Raw genomic sequence first — 13,034 nt, forward strand, 5'->3', positions numbered from 1 at the left:
CAAGATAAACGGGCTTTAGCCCGTTTATTTTATGTTAGCCAATTTTGGCTTTAGCCTAAACTTACCGATTTTACCAAAAAATAAATCCTGTAATTGCTTACAGGATTTATTATATTTTCAATTTATCTTAAAGTTTATTCGAAAAGTTCAGCAGTATCTAAAACCGACACCTTTCCATCTTCACATCTAATCGCTTCTCCTGGGAAGTTTTGAATCATATGATAATCATGAGTTGCCATAACTACAGCCGAATTATTTTCAAAAGCAACTTGCTTCAATAAGGTCATAATTTCGTTTGAAGTTTCGGGATCTAGATTTCCGGTAGGCTCATCGGCTAAGATCAATTCTGGATGGTTTAAAAGCGCTCTTGCGATCGCAACACGTTGTTGTTCACCTCCAGAAAGTTCGTGTGGCATTTTGTGTTTTTTGGATTTCATTCCTACACTTGCCAGAACTTCATTAATGCGGTCATCCATTTTGGTTTTATCACTCCAGCCTGTCGCCTCGAGCACGAATTTTAAATTTTTTTCAACCGTTCTGTCTGGCAGTAACTGAAAGTCTTGAAATACGATTCCTAACTTTCTTCTCAAATTCGGGATATCTGAAGTTCGCAATTTAGACAAATCAAAACCGGCAATATTTCCTTGTCCGGCGCTGAGCGGAATGTGTCCGTAAAGTGTTTTCAATAACGAACTTTTACCAGAACCCGTTTTTCCGATGAGGTAGCAAAATTTTCCTTTTTTAATCGTAAGGTTAACTTCATTAAGTACCGTAAAATTCTTTTGTGCAATTTTTGCATTTTTTAGATGGATTACATCTTGACCTTCCTGATAAGTATGTGGCATATCTTGATTGATTGTTATTGATGAAAAAGGGTTTGCTGCAACAGCAGTTCAAAAGTAGAAAAAATCTTTCTTTTGAGACTACACTTTAGCAAATTTTAACAACAAAAAATGCCTGAAAAGTTACTTTTCAAGCATAATCTGTTATGATAATTCCTGAGATTATCTCTTAGCGCGCTGTGCACTTACAGTTAAACTCTTTCTGCCTTTTGCTCTTCTAGCAGCCAATATTCTTCTACCGTTAGGGGTTGACATTCTTAAACGGAAACCGTGTTTGTTTCTTTTCTTTCTTTCAGATGGTTGAAATGTTCTTTTTGGCATTGCTTATATTTTTAAGTAAAAACTTTATCTTATTTTTCAGATTGCAAATATAGGAAACTTTTTATTTACTGCAAACAATATTTTAAATATTTATAAACAAAAAGAGATTCACTCCTAAAAGTAAATCTCTTTTCACTTATAATTTAGTTCTTTTATTTTTTAATAAACTTAGTCGTGGTGCTCTTTCCTTCTTTGTCTTCCATTTTCAAAATGTAATTTCCTTTTGGAAGTTTTTGAGTATCGATCTTATTTCCCTCCACTTTTGTTGGAATTAATTTTCCACTTACATCAAATACATTCGCTTGTTTTGGTTGCATTCCATTTACAAATAAAACACCTGTTGTAGGATTCGGATAAACATTTACCGCACCTTTAGGGCTATCTACTGTTTTAAGAAGAGTGCCACAATTTGCAGAAAGTACAGTGATTGTAAAATCTGCTGTAAATACGGTATTTGCAACTGGTTCAGTTGCAACAAGTACAATTGTAGTATTTCCAGGGATGGTTACGCTCATTGTTTCCGCTGTTCCACTTAAAGAGCTGTTTCCGATATCGCCTAAATAGTTTTGAGAAATATTAGCTGGATTAAAACTTCCTGTGTACGCCACTAGATGCACTTGTTTGGCAGCGTCTGGATCTGCGTTTTTTAAGATTAATGTGACACAATCTGGAGTTGCAGAAGTGTTTTGTAAAGAATAAGTTTTGTAATGAAAATTCCCACTTCCAAAATCTCCAGGATACGCTTTCGCAGTACCACATACAGAATGAACTCCATTTCTGTTGATTCTTGGAGAATGAGTAGGATCTGTTGTTAGAATTCTTCCTGTAAATACTTTACAACCAGCGGACTCTGTTCCATCTAAACTAAACTGTAAGTCTTTTAATTGTCCGGCTATACAAATAGAAGCAGTGTTCCAAGTGGTGCTACAAGTTGATCCAAAACCACCTCCTGGATTTTTCCATGCAAATGGCCGGCTTAATGTACCAGCATCATTGTAAGTACTCCAGAACCATTGCCCATTACTTAAATCCATAACTGCTTGTACAGAAATCCAATAGGTGCCTTCGGTTAAGGATAATGTAGTTGCTAAAGGTAATGATGGACTAGATGAGCCTGAAGCAAGAGTTACCGTTTCTGTTCTTATTACGGTCCCTGGGAGATTGGTTCCACTATTACTGTAAAAAGTTACATTATAAGCGGTGGGATAGTTCCCTGATGGCAAATAGCCATTTACATTTACTGCAGTAATATTCCAAATTTTATTAGCAGGAACTTTAAAATCATCTGCGGCATTAGCAGTATATGTACTATTACCAGCGTCAAATTGCTGTGAAGTAACATTGTCCGTCAAAAAAGGAGTTTGACCATAAATCCGTGGATTAATAAGATTCTGTGCGTTAAACTCATTGTAATAATCTTGTAGAGTTACAAATGCCTTAGTAGGATATTTATAAACTACTGGTTTTCTTTCTGCTTTTGGCGCAGTAACATCAGAATCTCGATTTGACTGTGCAAATAAAAGTACGTTGCAAATGGTGAGCAACAATAAAGTAATTTTTTTCATGGTAATTAATTTTTATGGGTTATTAAATTTTATTCAAATTGTAATACAAATCTTTAGTTTTAAATTCCCTAAGGAAATAACAAATAGAGGAACGTCCTAAATAATAGATGAATAACTACTTGTTTTAAATTTGTATTCAGCAAAACTCTATATAATTATTTAGATAAAATAATGAAAATCACCCTTTTGTTAGGGTGTAAACACTTGAAAATTTTTATTTTTAAACATCCGTTTTTATATTAATTAAAAACAAAACCTATCTTTGCGCTTCTAAAAATATACCCTATAAATGTTTACTTCATCCGAAATTTCAGAGATTCAAAAACTTTTAACGCCCAATCATAATATCGTCATCATCACACATTATAATCCGGATGGAGATGCGATTGGTTCTAGTCTCGGTTTGAAACATTTTCTAAAACAAAAAGGTCTGGAAGCAGATGTAATTGTTCCAAATGATTTCCCGAAATTTTTGAAATGGATGCCAGAAGCGAAACAGATCATTATTGCAGATTACAAAAGAAAACAAGCAGGAGAAGCGATTTATAATGCCGATGTTATATTTGTTTTAGATTTTAACGCCTCACACAGAAGTGGAAATTTGGTTGGACCTTGGCTGGATAAAGCCAGAGCTACGAAAATATTAATTGATCATCATCAACAGCCAGACGATTTTCATTATGTATATTCTGATGTTACCATTCCGGCAACTTCGCAAATGATTTATCATTTTATACAAGAATTAAATGAAGAAAATCTGGTTAATAAAGATATTGCAGAGTGTCTATATACCGGTATTATGACTGATACTGGCGGTTTTAGATTCCGCTCGACCAGTGCTGATACGCATAGAATCACGGCAAACTTAATAGAAAAAGGAGCGGATCCTGCGATGATTACTTCCAATACGTGGGATACAAATACCGTTTCCCGACTGCATCTTTTAGCCTTGATTCTTAGTAGAATAGAAGTGGTAAAAGAGGGTAAAGTAGCTATTCTTTGGTTGAAACGAGATGAATTAAAAGAGTTCGGTTTTCAAAAGGGAGATACCGAAGGTTTCGTTAATTATGGCTTAAGCATTATGGGAACGCAAGTCGCAGCATTTTTTATGGAAGATTTGTATGATGATTTCATCAAAATATCTTTCCGTTCCAAAGAGGATGTTGATGTAAACCAATTCTCCCGGAAATATTTTAATGGTGGTGGACATATTAATGCAGCTGGTGGGAAATATATGAAAACCATCGAAGAAACCATTATCGATTTTAAAGAAAAAATTGAGAAGGAGGAGTTTTAAAACGTAATTTTCGATTCTTTTTACCTCTGAATTTTGTCATCAATATCTTTGAATCATTATCTTTTATAGTAGTTATTTCTTTTAAGAAAGATTAGTGTTTTTAGCATTGAAAAATCTCCTTTATCTTAAAGTCAATGGCACCTATTGATCCTTATTATTTTTCTTAATTGATAAATGAAATGATTGCATATTCCAAGTTGTAACTTGTCTAAGTTAAACAGTATTAATAAATTATAAGTGGATTTTTTTAAATAATAAATTTATTTATTCTACTTTTGCATCATACCTTTAAATTAAATATACTATAATGAAAAGAGCATTACTACTGTTGCTTTTTGCTTTACCATTTTTAGCAATTGCACAATTTTCAGAAAACTTCGATTCAGGTACTACGTTGCCGGCAGGATGGAAAGTCATTAACGGTGGAGATTCTAATGAATTTGTAATTACTGAAGGCGCACCAGGTACTGCTTTATCACAGCCAAATGCGGCGCAGATTAATTTTAGTTCCGCTGCACATGATGATTATCTAATTACACCACCCATTACAGTTACCTCAGGAGTTAATGATCGACTGCTCTACTTCGCAAAAAGTCAGGATGCTTCATATTTAGAAAATTATGAAGTTAAACTTTCCACAACCACTTCTACTGCAGAGGCTTTTACTACAGTGCTTACACCATCTGCTAGTGCACCAAGCGAGTGGACTCCGTTTTCAATTAATTTAACTCCTTATGTTGGTCAAACAATTTACATCGCTTTTCATGCAACATCTGCGGATAAGTTTAGGTTATTGTTTGATGATGTGAGAAATGATACACCACCTAATATTGCACCGGCTTGTCCAATTGCGCTTTCTAAGCCAGAAAATAATGCAACTGAGGTAGATTTCTCCAACGCAATATTTGATTGGTCTGCTTCCAATTCTGGTGGAAAAGTTGATTATTACGAATTGTATCTGGATACTAGTCCGAATCCTGCTACTAAGATCGGAGTATATACAAATCCTACTGCATTGCTTACTAATCTTCTAAGTAACACGACTTATTACTGGAAAGTTATCGCGAAAAATGCTGCTGGTGAATCTGTGGGATGTTTAGTGAATACATTCAAAACTAAAATTGATCCTATTTTACCTTACTGTGGTCCATTAACTTACAGCAATGGTGTAGAACCAATAACTTCAGTTGAATTTGGAGGAATGCTCAATGCTTCTTCTGATGAATTTACTTCGCTTCCTCATGAAGTATTCACAGATAAAATTGCAAATGTGAAACAAGGAAGTAGTTTCGAGATTAAACTTCAAGGAAATACAGATGGAGACTATACTTCCAGATTTATGGTATTTATAGATTGGAATCAAGATGGAGATTTTTTAGATGAAGGTGAAACTTATTTCGATTCTGGAAATCCTTTAATTATTACAAATTCAACTGGTGTTGATGGTAAAATTGCTTTAGGTTCTATTTCTATTCCAGAAAATGCAATTCTAGGAAATACCAGAATGAGAATTAAGAAAAATTTTAGTTCAGTTGCCTATTCGAATCCATGTTTCTCTTCTGGAACCTTAGTTTTGGGATCAACTGCTGGCTACGGTCAGGCTGAAGATTACACGGTAAATGTTTTACCAAAAACTTTAGCAGTTTCAAGCACAAACAAATCCCAGTTGGCTGTTTACCCTAATCCAATGCGAGAGCTATTGAAAATTAATTCTGCTGATAAAAAAGTGACTGAAGTAACATTCTATTCAATGGATGGGAAATTGGTTAAAAAGGAAAAAGAAAATTTGTCTAATATTAACGTAGAAAACCTTCCTAAAGGAGTTTATATTGTTAAAGTTAAAACTTCTGATTCAGAAAAATCTTTCAAAGTAATCAAAGAATAAATAATACGTATTTATAAAAGAAAAGGTTGTCGAAAGACAACCTTTTTTGTTTGAAAACCCTGTATTTTTCAATAATTATAATCCTAGATTAATTTTAGAGAACAAACTTTTTTGGTAAATGATGTAACAATTCTGTGTTAATGATTTCTGCACAAATACTCGGTTTTTCCCAATGACCATTATGTCCGCAATCTAATAAATAAGATTTGATATTTGTCTGATCAGGGAGACCATTAAGAATCAAATCTGTTTTAACTGCGCTATCATGTTTTCCTGAAATAACTAAAATTTTTCCTTCAAAATTTTCAAGAACTTTGGATTTATCTGTCCGTTCAATCATTCCTTTTACGGCAGCCAAAACACCATCATTATTAGTAGAAAGTGCAATTTTTTTAGCGAGTTCTATTTTTCCTTCCAAAAAATCTTTTTCATTTGGATTAAATAAATTCGGAACTCCAGCATTAACATAGTTTGAAAACGCTTCTTTGATGATCCTTAAACTTTTCTGTCTTTGCTCTTTCTTCTCAGTATCATCAGGTAAATAAGAGGAGAAAAATAAAGTGATGCTCTTCAAAACCTCTGGGAATTTTTCTGCAAATGCTAAAGTAGTATAACCTCCCATAGAATGACCGAGCAAATGAAATTGTTTTAAATTTAAAGAATCTGTCACTTTTTTCACTTCACTCGCCATTAATTCCATGCTGTGGATTTCCCCATAATTTTTGGACAAACCATGTCCGGGTAAATCGATTTTTATTAAAGTGAAGTCATCTGAAAAATGCGTTTCCATATCTCCCCAAATTGTTAGGTTTTCCATAAAACCATGGAGGAGAACAAGGTGGTTTTTTCCGCGACCGGATATTTCGTAATTTAACATAGCGGTAATTTTTAAAAGTAAATATCGATGTAGTCAACAAATCCCGAACCATTAATTTTGTTTTGTAATCTCCAAAATTTTCCTTTTCCTTCATTAAAGAAGGTTGTTTTTTGAGTTCTTTTAAAAGCAGTTCCATTAATTTTTTGAGTGATTTCTCCTTCAAAATTAAGGTGTTTTTCTGAAACCCTTTTTATAGTTCCTTTAATGTTTAAAGTGTTTTTACCAGATTTTGCACTTCCTGTCACTTTATATAAATCCCGTCCTGTTTTTTCAAAATTTGCGGTGCCAGAAAATGCTGAACTTTCATTTGAAGAATAGTGTAAATCATGTTTTCCAGAGAGATCTTTCCAAATGTTCTGTTGATTTCTAACAGCGATGCTGTCATTCAATCTCTGTCTTTCTAAGTTGATTGAGTCGATTCTCTTGGCTTCAGCAGAAATGGTGTCGGAATTCTTAAGTTCTTTTTTTGAACAGGATAAGAGTGCTATTGCAGAAATAAGGAGCACGATTTGTTTCATTTTTGGTAAATTATCTTTTGCTCAAATTTAATTAAAAATAAGAGTGGAATGAATAACAGAGAAAGTTTTAAATTTAAATTTTGGTTTTAGAATCCATAACAATGGTTACAGGACCATCGTTCAATAAAGAAACTTTCATGTCTGCGCCGAAAATTCCGCTTGCAATTTTTAAATTTGATTTTGCGATTTCAGTTTTGAAATACTCAAAAAGAGGAATTGCTTTATCAGGTTTGGCTGCTTTAATGAAAGATGGTCGATTCCCTTTTTTATAATCTGCAATTAAAGTAAACTGAGATATGCACAGGATCTCTCCAGAAATATCCAACACCGACAAATTAAGTTTCCCTTCCTCGTCTCCAAAAACTCTTAGATTAAGTATTTTTTGAACAAGCCAATCTGCATCTGCCTTTTCATCCTCTTCATCTATTCCTATTAATAAAAGTAAACCGTTAGAAATTTCGCCTACGATTTTACCATCAACTTTTACATGCGCTTCAGAAACTCGTTGGATTACTGTTTTCATTTTAAAAGGATAGAATTATTTTAGTTTTTTCTTTTAATAATAGATTGATAGGATTTTCACGTTGGTATCGTAACTATAAGGATACGTTTTTGGGGGAACCTGCGCGATTTTAGTCGGTTCACCAGTAATGGTAATCCATTCGGCTCCATCTTTCGGACAAACGATTTTAATGTCATTTTCAACACTCAAAGTCGTGTTGTTGTCGGGACAAAGATGAGGTGCATTTCGATCGTAAACTTTAAATCCATTCGTAGTTCTCACCACGATTAAACCGCGTGTTCCAGCTTGCTGTTCGTTAACATAAATCCAGCCTCCAACATTCTGTAAAGTAAAGTAAGTAGGAAGGTTTAAGTTCAAAACCACATTAATTGGGGTATTCGGAAAGCAACTTATGGTTTCCTCACGATTGCTGCAAGAAGTAATATTTAAAACGCTGAAAATTAGAATAATTGCGAAAAAGAGTTTGGAAATATTTCTTTTCATTTAAAATAAATTTATATCTTTGTGAAACAAATCATCACCAAAAACATTGTCCGACAAATGTCGGATTATTTTTTTATACTAACGTTAAATATTAGAAATTATGGCAAGTTACGTAACCAAAGTAGGGTTGGATAAAATGAAAGCTGAACTGGAGCAACTAGAAACCATTGAAAGACCAAAAATCACTCAACAGATTGCAGAGGCAAGAGATAAGGGGGATTTATCGGAAAACGCAGAGTATGATGCTGCGAAAGAAGCACAAGGAATGTTGGAAATGAAAATTTCTAAATTAAAAGACCTTATCATCAACGGAAAAGTAATCGATGAAACGCAATTAGATACTTCAAAAGTTTCTATTTTAACAACCGTTCGTCTTAAAAATAATGCAACAAAAGGAGAGCAAAAATTCACTTTAGTTCCTGACAATGAAAGCGATTTGAAAGCGGGAAAAATTTCTGTAAATACACCTATTGCGAAAGGTCTATTAGGGAAAGTAGTTGGCGATAACGCTGAAATCCTTTTACCAAACGGAAATCAACTTTCATTTGAAATATTAGAAATATATCTGGCATAATAAATTATTAAAAATAAGATTCTAAAGCGATGTTAATGAGTGGGATTTAAACTAAAATTGATTTTTCACAACAGGTCTCTTTAGATTTTGTAAATTTGTACCCTCGCATTCGCGTGGGTTTTTAATTTAATACAATCATCATGGGTTCTATTTTTACAAAAATTGTACAGGGCGAAATACCGTCTTATACCATTGCAGAAGATGAAAAGCATCTGGCTTTTTTAGATATGATGCCCTTGGTTAAAGGTCATTGTTTGGTAATTCCTAAACGGGAAGTAGATCTTATTTTTGATTTAGAAAATGAAGATTTCAAAGACCTTTGGAGTTTTGCTCAGAAGGTCGCAAAGAAAATGGAAAAAGCATATCCGGAACGTCGGGTTGCTCTTGCAGTAGTTGGTTTAGAAGTTCCACATGCACACATTCATCTCATTCCAATTCATAAAATGGAAGATATGAATTTTAAAAACGAACGCTTAAAATTTTCAGATGAAGAATATCTGGAAATTCAACAACACATTATTAATTCTTAAATTTTAATTTTTATCAGAGTAATTAACTTTGATTAATTTTTTAAACTTATTCCTTATATATATATTATATGAATTCAAACCAATGTTCTTTTTGTGGAAAAAAACGAAGTGAGGTACAAATGCTGATTTCCGGAAATAATGGTTTTATTTGTGAAGAGTGCATCGAACAAGCACATGGGATCGTAAAGGAAACTACATCGGCAAGCAGTTCTTCTCCAGCAGAAACAATTGAAGAATTAAAAAAGCCGAAAGAAATAAAAGAATTTCTTGACCAATATGTAATTGGCCAAGATCAGGCAAAAAAACAACTATCGGTTGCGGTCTACAATCACTATAAAAGATTGTTACATGCCAAAGATGAAAATCGTGAGGTAGAGATTGAAAAATCAAATGTAATCATGATTGGTGAGACGGGTACAGGGAAAACGCTTTTGGCAAAGTCAATTGCGAGAGAGTTGAATGTTCCTTTCTGTATTGTTGATGCTACCATTCTTACAGAAGCAGGTTACGTAGGTGAAGATGTGGAAAGTATCTTATCTCGACTCTTGATGGTTGCTGACTACGATGTAGAAAAGGCAGAGAAAGGAATTGTATTCATTGATGAGATTGATAAGATTGCGCGCAAATCTGACAATCCAAGTATTACGAGAGATGTTTCTGGTGAAGGAGTTCAGCAAGGTTTATTGAAATTACTTGAAGGAAGCATCGTGAATGTTCCGCCGCAAGGAGGTAGAAAACATCCTGATCAAAAGTATATTCAAGTCAATACCCAGAACATATTATTCATCGCAGGAGGTGCCTTTGACGGGATTAAAGAAATTATCGAAAGAAGATTAAACAAACAAGCGATAGGTTTCAGCGCTGAAAAAATCAATAAAGTTGATGAGGAAAAATATATTCTTACTCAATTAAACGCGATTGATTTAAGAAGGTTTGGTTTGATTCCAGAACTTTTAGGCAGATTTCCTATAATTACCTATTTGGATAAATTAGATAAAGAAACCATGATTCGTATTATGAAAGAGCCAAAGAACTCCATCGTAAATCAGTTTGTTGAATTGTTTAAAATGGATGGAGTAGAGTTGAAGTTTACCGATGATGGTTTAGAGAGTATAGTTGAAGAAACGATAGAAAAGGGATTGGGAGCAAGAGGTCTTCGTGGTTCAACTGAAAAAGTTTTGGAAGATTATATGTTCAATATTGCAGATCAGAAGAAAGTGGTAATTAACCGTAAAAACACCCATTTTTAACTTTTTGTAAGCAAGCACCTTTGATAAGTACAAAAAATACTTATCTTTGTTGCTCAGAGACTTAAAAACACAAATTTTACACATAATGAAAAAAAATCTATTAACGGCAGGGTTTTTAGCATTCGCTTTATCGCTCGGCGGACAAACTGTGCTTTGTCACGTCGATACAGGAGGCCTTATATACGTAGGTAAAAATGCCTTGGTATATAATGGAGGAGGACTTCAACTAAAAAATGATGGAATTTTAGAGAATCACGGAAATGTGATGCTACAAGGAAATGGGACAACAGACGTTTTCAGAACAATCGATAATTCTAATGCAGATAAGGTTGAAGGTAGTACAGTAATTAACTTCGTCAATAAGTTAAACGAGCCAACTGCTTATGCATCAACTAATTCTATTAATCCTCTTACGGCGCCCGTATACACCTATGGGCAATTATTTATTTCTGGAATAAGTCAGACCAATATTAAAGGTATCGTAGATCAAGAATATCGGCAGGTAAGTCATGGTGCTTATCAGCAGATAAGTATGCCATTTTATGGTAAGTCAGCGTCAACTTTAAATTCCGAATTAGGTAAAGTCTTTAGCACGGTTAGAAGATCAGAAAATGAGATTTTGCAGTGGAACAACAATAGAGTTGTCTTTGATAACCTACCAAATTTGAATTTTAAATTTGGTCAAGATACCAAAGCGTTTACCTATTATAGTTTAGGAGGAAAAACATTGAATGTTTCTTCACTTACAAGAACTTTAAAAGGAAGACCTGTTTCAGATCTTCTTGATGTGGATAAAAAAATAAAATTACAAGACGCGGGAGATGGAATGTCGTTTGGAACAGTTGGAAATGGTATCAACGAGTACGGTGGAAGATATAATACTTATTTACAAGATGGTTTCCATATTGCAAAAGGAGGTACTGCATGGCAAGGCGATTTCGGTAAAAATATTTATCAATTCGGTAACCCATATCTGACTAATTTAGATCTATCTCAAATCGCTATCGCTGAAGCAAGTGGTGATGGTAATTATCTCAGCAATATTTATGGTGTACGATTAGAGGTTTCCGGAGTTCAGTTCAATCCTGGTACAGGAGGTGGATCTACTTCTTATAAAGCAATAACATTTAATACAGGAGTTGCAACTGGTGATGTAGATTACATGGTCGTCCGACCAATGGGTACTTTTGTTATAAAGTTAAATGATAATATTGATAAACCAATTCTTGATTTTTCCACTTTAAGAAGATTTAAGTATCATCCAAGATCAGGAGGTACACCATATTCTGTTACAGCAGCAAAAGGAGTAGGTAATACGAGTTCAACTGTTAAACAACTTGGTATTATTGGTTTAGATGCAAATGGAAATGAAGTTGAAAGAACTTACTATGTGGTAGGAGAGAATACTGTTTCTGGTAATTCAACTGAGGTGAAAGCTCAAATTGGAGCGCAAGGTGATCAACTTTTTGGCACCTATGAAGAAGACGCGGTCAATGGTGGGTATGATAACAATAATGTTTCCTACTGGTTATATCTTAACGAAGCCAACGAAAATGATTTCAAAGGAAAAAATATTAAATTGGTGAATTACAATTCAAATATTGTAGGTTTCAAATTTGAAATTAGAGAGAATGCTGTTTTGGTTGATGATGCAACTCATTTATTATCACAAGGAGAAGGTTTCTATTATAGAAAAGAAACTGAATCAATAGTGCACCCAATATTACAGAATGCAATTGTAAATAGCGTTCCAGGAAATTATCAAAATGGCGTGGAATATAATATTTATTATGGAGAGCCTCAAAACACCACATTGGGTACGGACTCCAATTTGAAAAAGAGCAGTACGATTGTAGTTTTCAACCCAGAGAACGACAACTATTATGTAATGTTTGATAAAACATGGAAAAATGCAGATATTCAAGTTTATGATATGAGTGGTAAACTCGTGCATACAACTAAGAAGGTTTCAGCGATTGGTCGTTATGAACTACCTCTTCAAAAAAATGCTGCAGGTTATATAGTACATATCACTTCTGAGAAAGGTGAGAAAGTAGTAACCAAAATCCTAAGATAATAAACACAAATTACACAACACATGAAAAATATATTTAAGATATTCGTTACCGCTTTTGTTTTCCTTGGCAATTTTTTATTAAATGCTCAGGCTCCACCTCCACCAGGCGGTGGCGTCGGTGGGGGTACACCAGAAACGGCTGCAGCACCAATCGACATGTACGTTTACATTTTAGTCATAGCAGCGATTTTATTTATCGTTCTATACGCTAAAAAGATATATAGAAAACAAACGATTTAATATTACCTTTAAATACAGAACTCATTGAATTTTCAATGAGTTTTTTTATATT

The 13,034-nt window shown here is 34.0% G+C and carries 14 protein-coding genes; 7 read left to right on the forward strand and 7 right to left on the reverse strand.

Annotated features, from left to right (window positions below):
* Positions 1–134: 134 nt before the first annotated feature.
* The 3 genes from PUH65_RS11930 to PUH65_RS11940 all read right to left on the reverse strand — a co-directional run bounded on the left by PUH65_RS11930 (position 135) and on the right by PUH65_RS11940 (position 2,728).
* Positions 135–845: a cell division ATP-binding protein FtsE gene (locus tag PUH65_RS11930; protein ID WP_305520224.1), complete on the reverse strand. Its 711-nt coding sequence runs from the start codon at positions 843–845 to the stop codon at positions 135–137.
* 159 nt (positions 846–1,004) lie between these two features.
* Complete coding sequence (gene rpmH / locus PUH65_RS11935) at positions 1,005–1,163, reverse strand: 50S ribosomal protein L34 (protein ID WP_290219627.1); 159 nt, start codon at positions 1,161–1,163, stop codon at positions 1,005–1,007.
* A 152-nt stretch (positions 1,164–1,315) separates the two neighbouring features.
* Complete coding sequence (locus tag PUH65_RS11940) at positions 1,316–2,728, reverse strand: T9SS type A sorting domain-containing protein (RefSeq protein ID WP_305520225.1); 1,413 nt, start codon at positions 2,726–2,728, stop codon at positions 1,316–1,318.
* Positions 2,729–3,017: 289 nt separating this feature from the next.
* Between PUH65_RS11940 and PUH65_RS11945 the strand changes: the two genes are divergently transcribed.
* Positions 3,018–4,025, forward strand: coding sequence for a bifunctional oligoribonuclease/PAP phosphatase NrnA (locus tag PUH65_RS11945; RefSeq protein ID WP_305520226.1), 1,008 nt, complete (start codon positions 3,018–3,020; stop codon positions 4,023–4,025).
* A gap of 307 nt (positions 4,026–4,332) precedes the next feature.
* Positions 4,333–5,910, forward strand: a complete 1,578-nt coding sequence (locus PUH65_RS11950; protein ID WP_305520227.1) for a T9SS-dependent choice-of-anchor J family protein — start codon at positions 4,333–4,335, stop codon at positions 5,908–5,910.
* 94 nt (positions 5,911–6,004) lie between these two features.
* Here the strand turns inward: PUH65_RS11950 and PUH65_RS11955 are convergent, their stop codons facing one another.
* From PUH65_RS11955 to PUH65_RS11970, 4 genes are all read right to left on the reverse strand, one after another.
* Positions 6,005–6,787 (reverse strand): alpha/beta fold hydrolase, encoded by a 783-nt coding sequence (locus tag PUH65_RS11955; RefSeq protein WP_305520228.1) that lies wholly within the window; start codon positions 6,785–6,787, stop codon positions 6,005–6,007.
* Between the two features lie 11 nt (positions 6,788–6,798).
* On the reverse strand, positions 6,799–7,305 hold the full coding sequence (locus PUH65_RS11960) for a hypothetical protein (RefSeq protein ID WP_305520229.1): 507 nt from the start codon (positions 7,303–7,305) through the stop codon (positions 6,799–6,801).
* Between the two features lie 73 nt (positions 7,306–7,378).
* Complete coding sequence (gene dtd, locus PUH65_RS11965; RefSeq protein ID WP_305520230.1) at positions 7,379–7,828, reverse strand: D-aminoacyl-tRNA deacylase; 450 nt, start codon at positions 7,826–7,828, stop codon at positions 7,379–7,381.
* Positions 7,829–7,861: 33 nt separating this feature from the next.
* Positions 7,862–8,311, reverse strand: coding sequence for a hypothetical protein (locus PUH65_RS11970; RefSeq protein ID WP_305520231.1), 450 nt, complete (start codon positions 8,309–8,311; stop codon positions 7,862–7,864).
* A 100-nt stretch (positions 8,312–8,411) separates the two neighbouring features.
* Here PUH65_RS11970 and greA point away from each other — a divergent pair, with 100 nt between their 5' ends.
* The 5 genes from greA to PUH65_RS11995 all read left to right on the forward strand — a co-directional run bounded on the left by greA (position 8,412) and on the right by PUH65_RS11995 (position 12,982).
* The gene (greA, locus tag PUH65_RS11975; RefSeq protein WP_305520232.1) at positions 8,412–8,885 is read left to right on the forward strand and encodes a transcription elongation factor GreA; all 474 of its coding nucleotides are present in this window, start codon (positions 8,412–8,414) and stop codon (positions 8,883–8,885) included.
* Positions 8,886–9,025: 140 nt separating this feature from the next.
* Entirely contained in the window at positions 9,026–9,415 is a 390-nt protein-coding gene (locus tag PUH65_RS11980; RefSeq protein WP_305520233.1) for an HIT family protein, read from the forward strand.
* A 68-nt stretch (positions 9,416–9,483) separates the two neighbouring features.
* Positions 9,484–10,665, forward strand: coding sequence for an ATP-dependent Clp protease ATP-binding subunit ClpX (gene clpX / locus PUH65_RS11985; RefSeq protein ID WP_305520234.1), 1,182 nt, complete (start codon positions 9,484–9,486; stop codon positions 10,663–10,665).
* Between the two features lie 85 nt (positions 10,666–10,750).
* Positions 10,751–12,742 carry a T9SS type A sorting domain-containing protein gene (locus PUH65_RS11990; protein ID WP_305520235.1) on the forward strand — a complete coding sequence of 664 codons (1,992 nt, stop codon included), beginning with the start codon at positions 10,751–10,753 and terminating at the stop codon, positions 12,740–12,742.
* A gap of 21 nt (positions 12,743–12,763) precedes the next feature.
* Complete coding sequence (locus tag PUH65_RS11995; protein ID WP_305520236.1) at positions 12,764–12,982, forward strand: signal peptidase; 219 nt, start codon at positions 12,764–12,766, stop codon at positions 12,980–12,982.
* Positions 12,983–13,034 lie beyond the last annotated feature (52 nt).

It is taken from the genome of Kaistella sp. SH40-3 (assembly GCF_030686865.1).
Lineage (GTDB): Bacteria > Bacteroidota > Bacteroidia > Flavobacteriales > Weeksellaceae > Kaistella.

Bases quoted from the DNA above. Each gene is read 5' to 3' on its own strand.
- PUH65_RS11990 (WP_305520235.1), top strand. From the start codon at position 10,751: ATGAAAAAAAATCTATTAACGGCAGGGTTTTTAGCATTCGCTTTATCG.
- rpmH (WP_290219627.1), bottom strand. From the start codon at position 1,163: ATGCCAAAAAGAACATTTCAACCATCTGAAAGAAAGAAAAGAAACAAA.
- PUH65_RS11930 (WP_305520224.1), bottom strand. From the start codon at position 845: ATGCCACATACTTATCAGGAAGGTCAAGATGTAATCCATCTAAAAAAT.
- PUH65_RS11960 (WP_305520229.1), bottom strand. From the start codon at position 7,305: ATGAAACAAATCGTGCTCCTTATTTCTGCAATAGCACTCTTATCCTGT.
- PUH65_RS11940 (WP_305520225.1), bottom strand. From the start codon at position 2,728: ATGAAAAAAATTACTTTATTGTTGCTCACCATTTGCAACGTACTTTTA.
- PUH65_RS11970 (WP_305520231.1), bottom strand. From the start codon at position 8,311: ATGAAAAGAAATATTTCCAAACTCTTTTTCGCAATTATTCTAATTTTC.
- greA (WP_305520232.1), top strand. From the start codon at position 8,412: ATGGCAAGTTACGTAACCAAAGTAGGGTTGGATAAAATGAAAGCTGAA.
- PUH65_RS11955 (WP_305520228.1), bottom strand. From the start codon at position 6,787: ATGTTAAATTACGAAATATCCGGTCGCGGAAAAAACCACCTTGTTCTC.
- PUH65_RS11995 (WP_305520236.1), top strand. From the start codon at position 12,764: ATGAAAAATATATTTAAGATATTCGTTACCGCTTTTGTTTTCCTTGGC.
- PUH65_RS11950 (WP_305520227.1), top strand. From the start codon at position 4,333: ATGAAAAGAGCATTACTACTGTTGCTTTTTGCTTTACCATTTTTAGCA.
- clpX (WP_305520234.1), top strand. From the start codon at position 9,484: ATGAATTCAAACCAATGTTCTTTTTGTGGAAAAAAACGAAGTGAGGTA.
- PUH65_RS11945 (WP_305520226.1), top strand. From the start codon at position 3,018: ATGTTTACTTCATCCGAAATTTCAGAGATTCAAAAACTTTTAACGCCC.
- dtd (WP_305520230.1), bottom strand. From the start codon at position 7,828: ATGAAAACAGTAATCCAACGAGTTTCTGAAGCGCATGTAAAAGTTGAT.
- PUH65_RS11980 (WP_305520233.1), top strand. From the start codon at position 9,026: ATGGGTTCTATTTTTACAAAAATTGTACAGGGCGAAATACCGTCTTAT.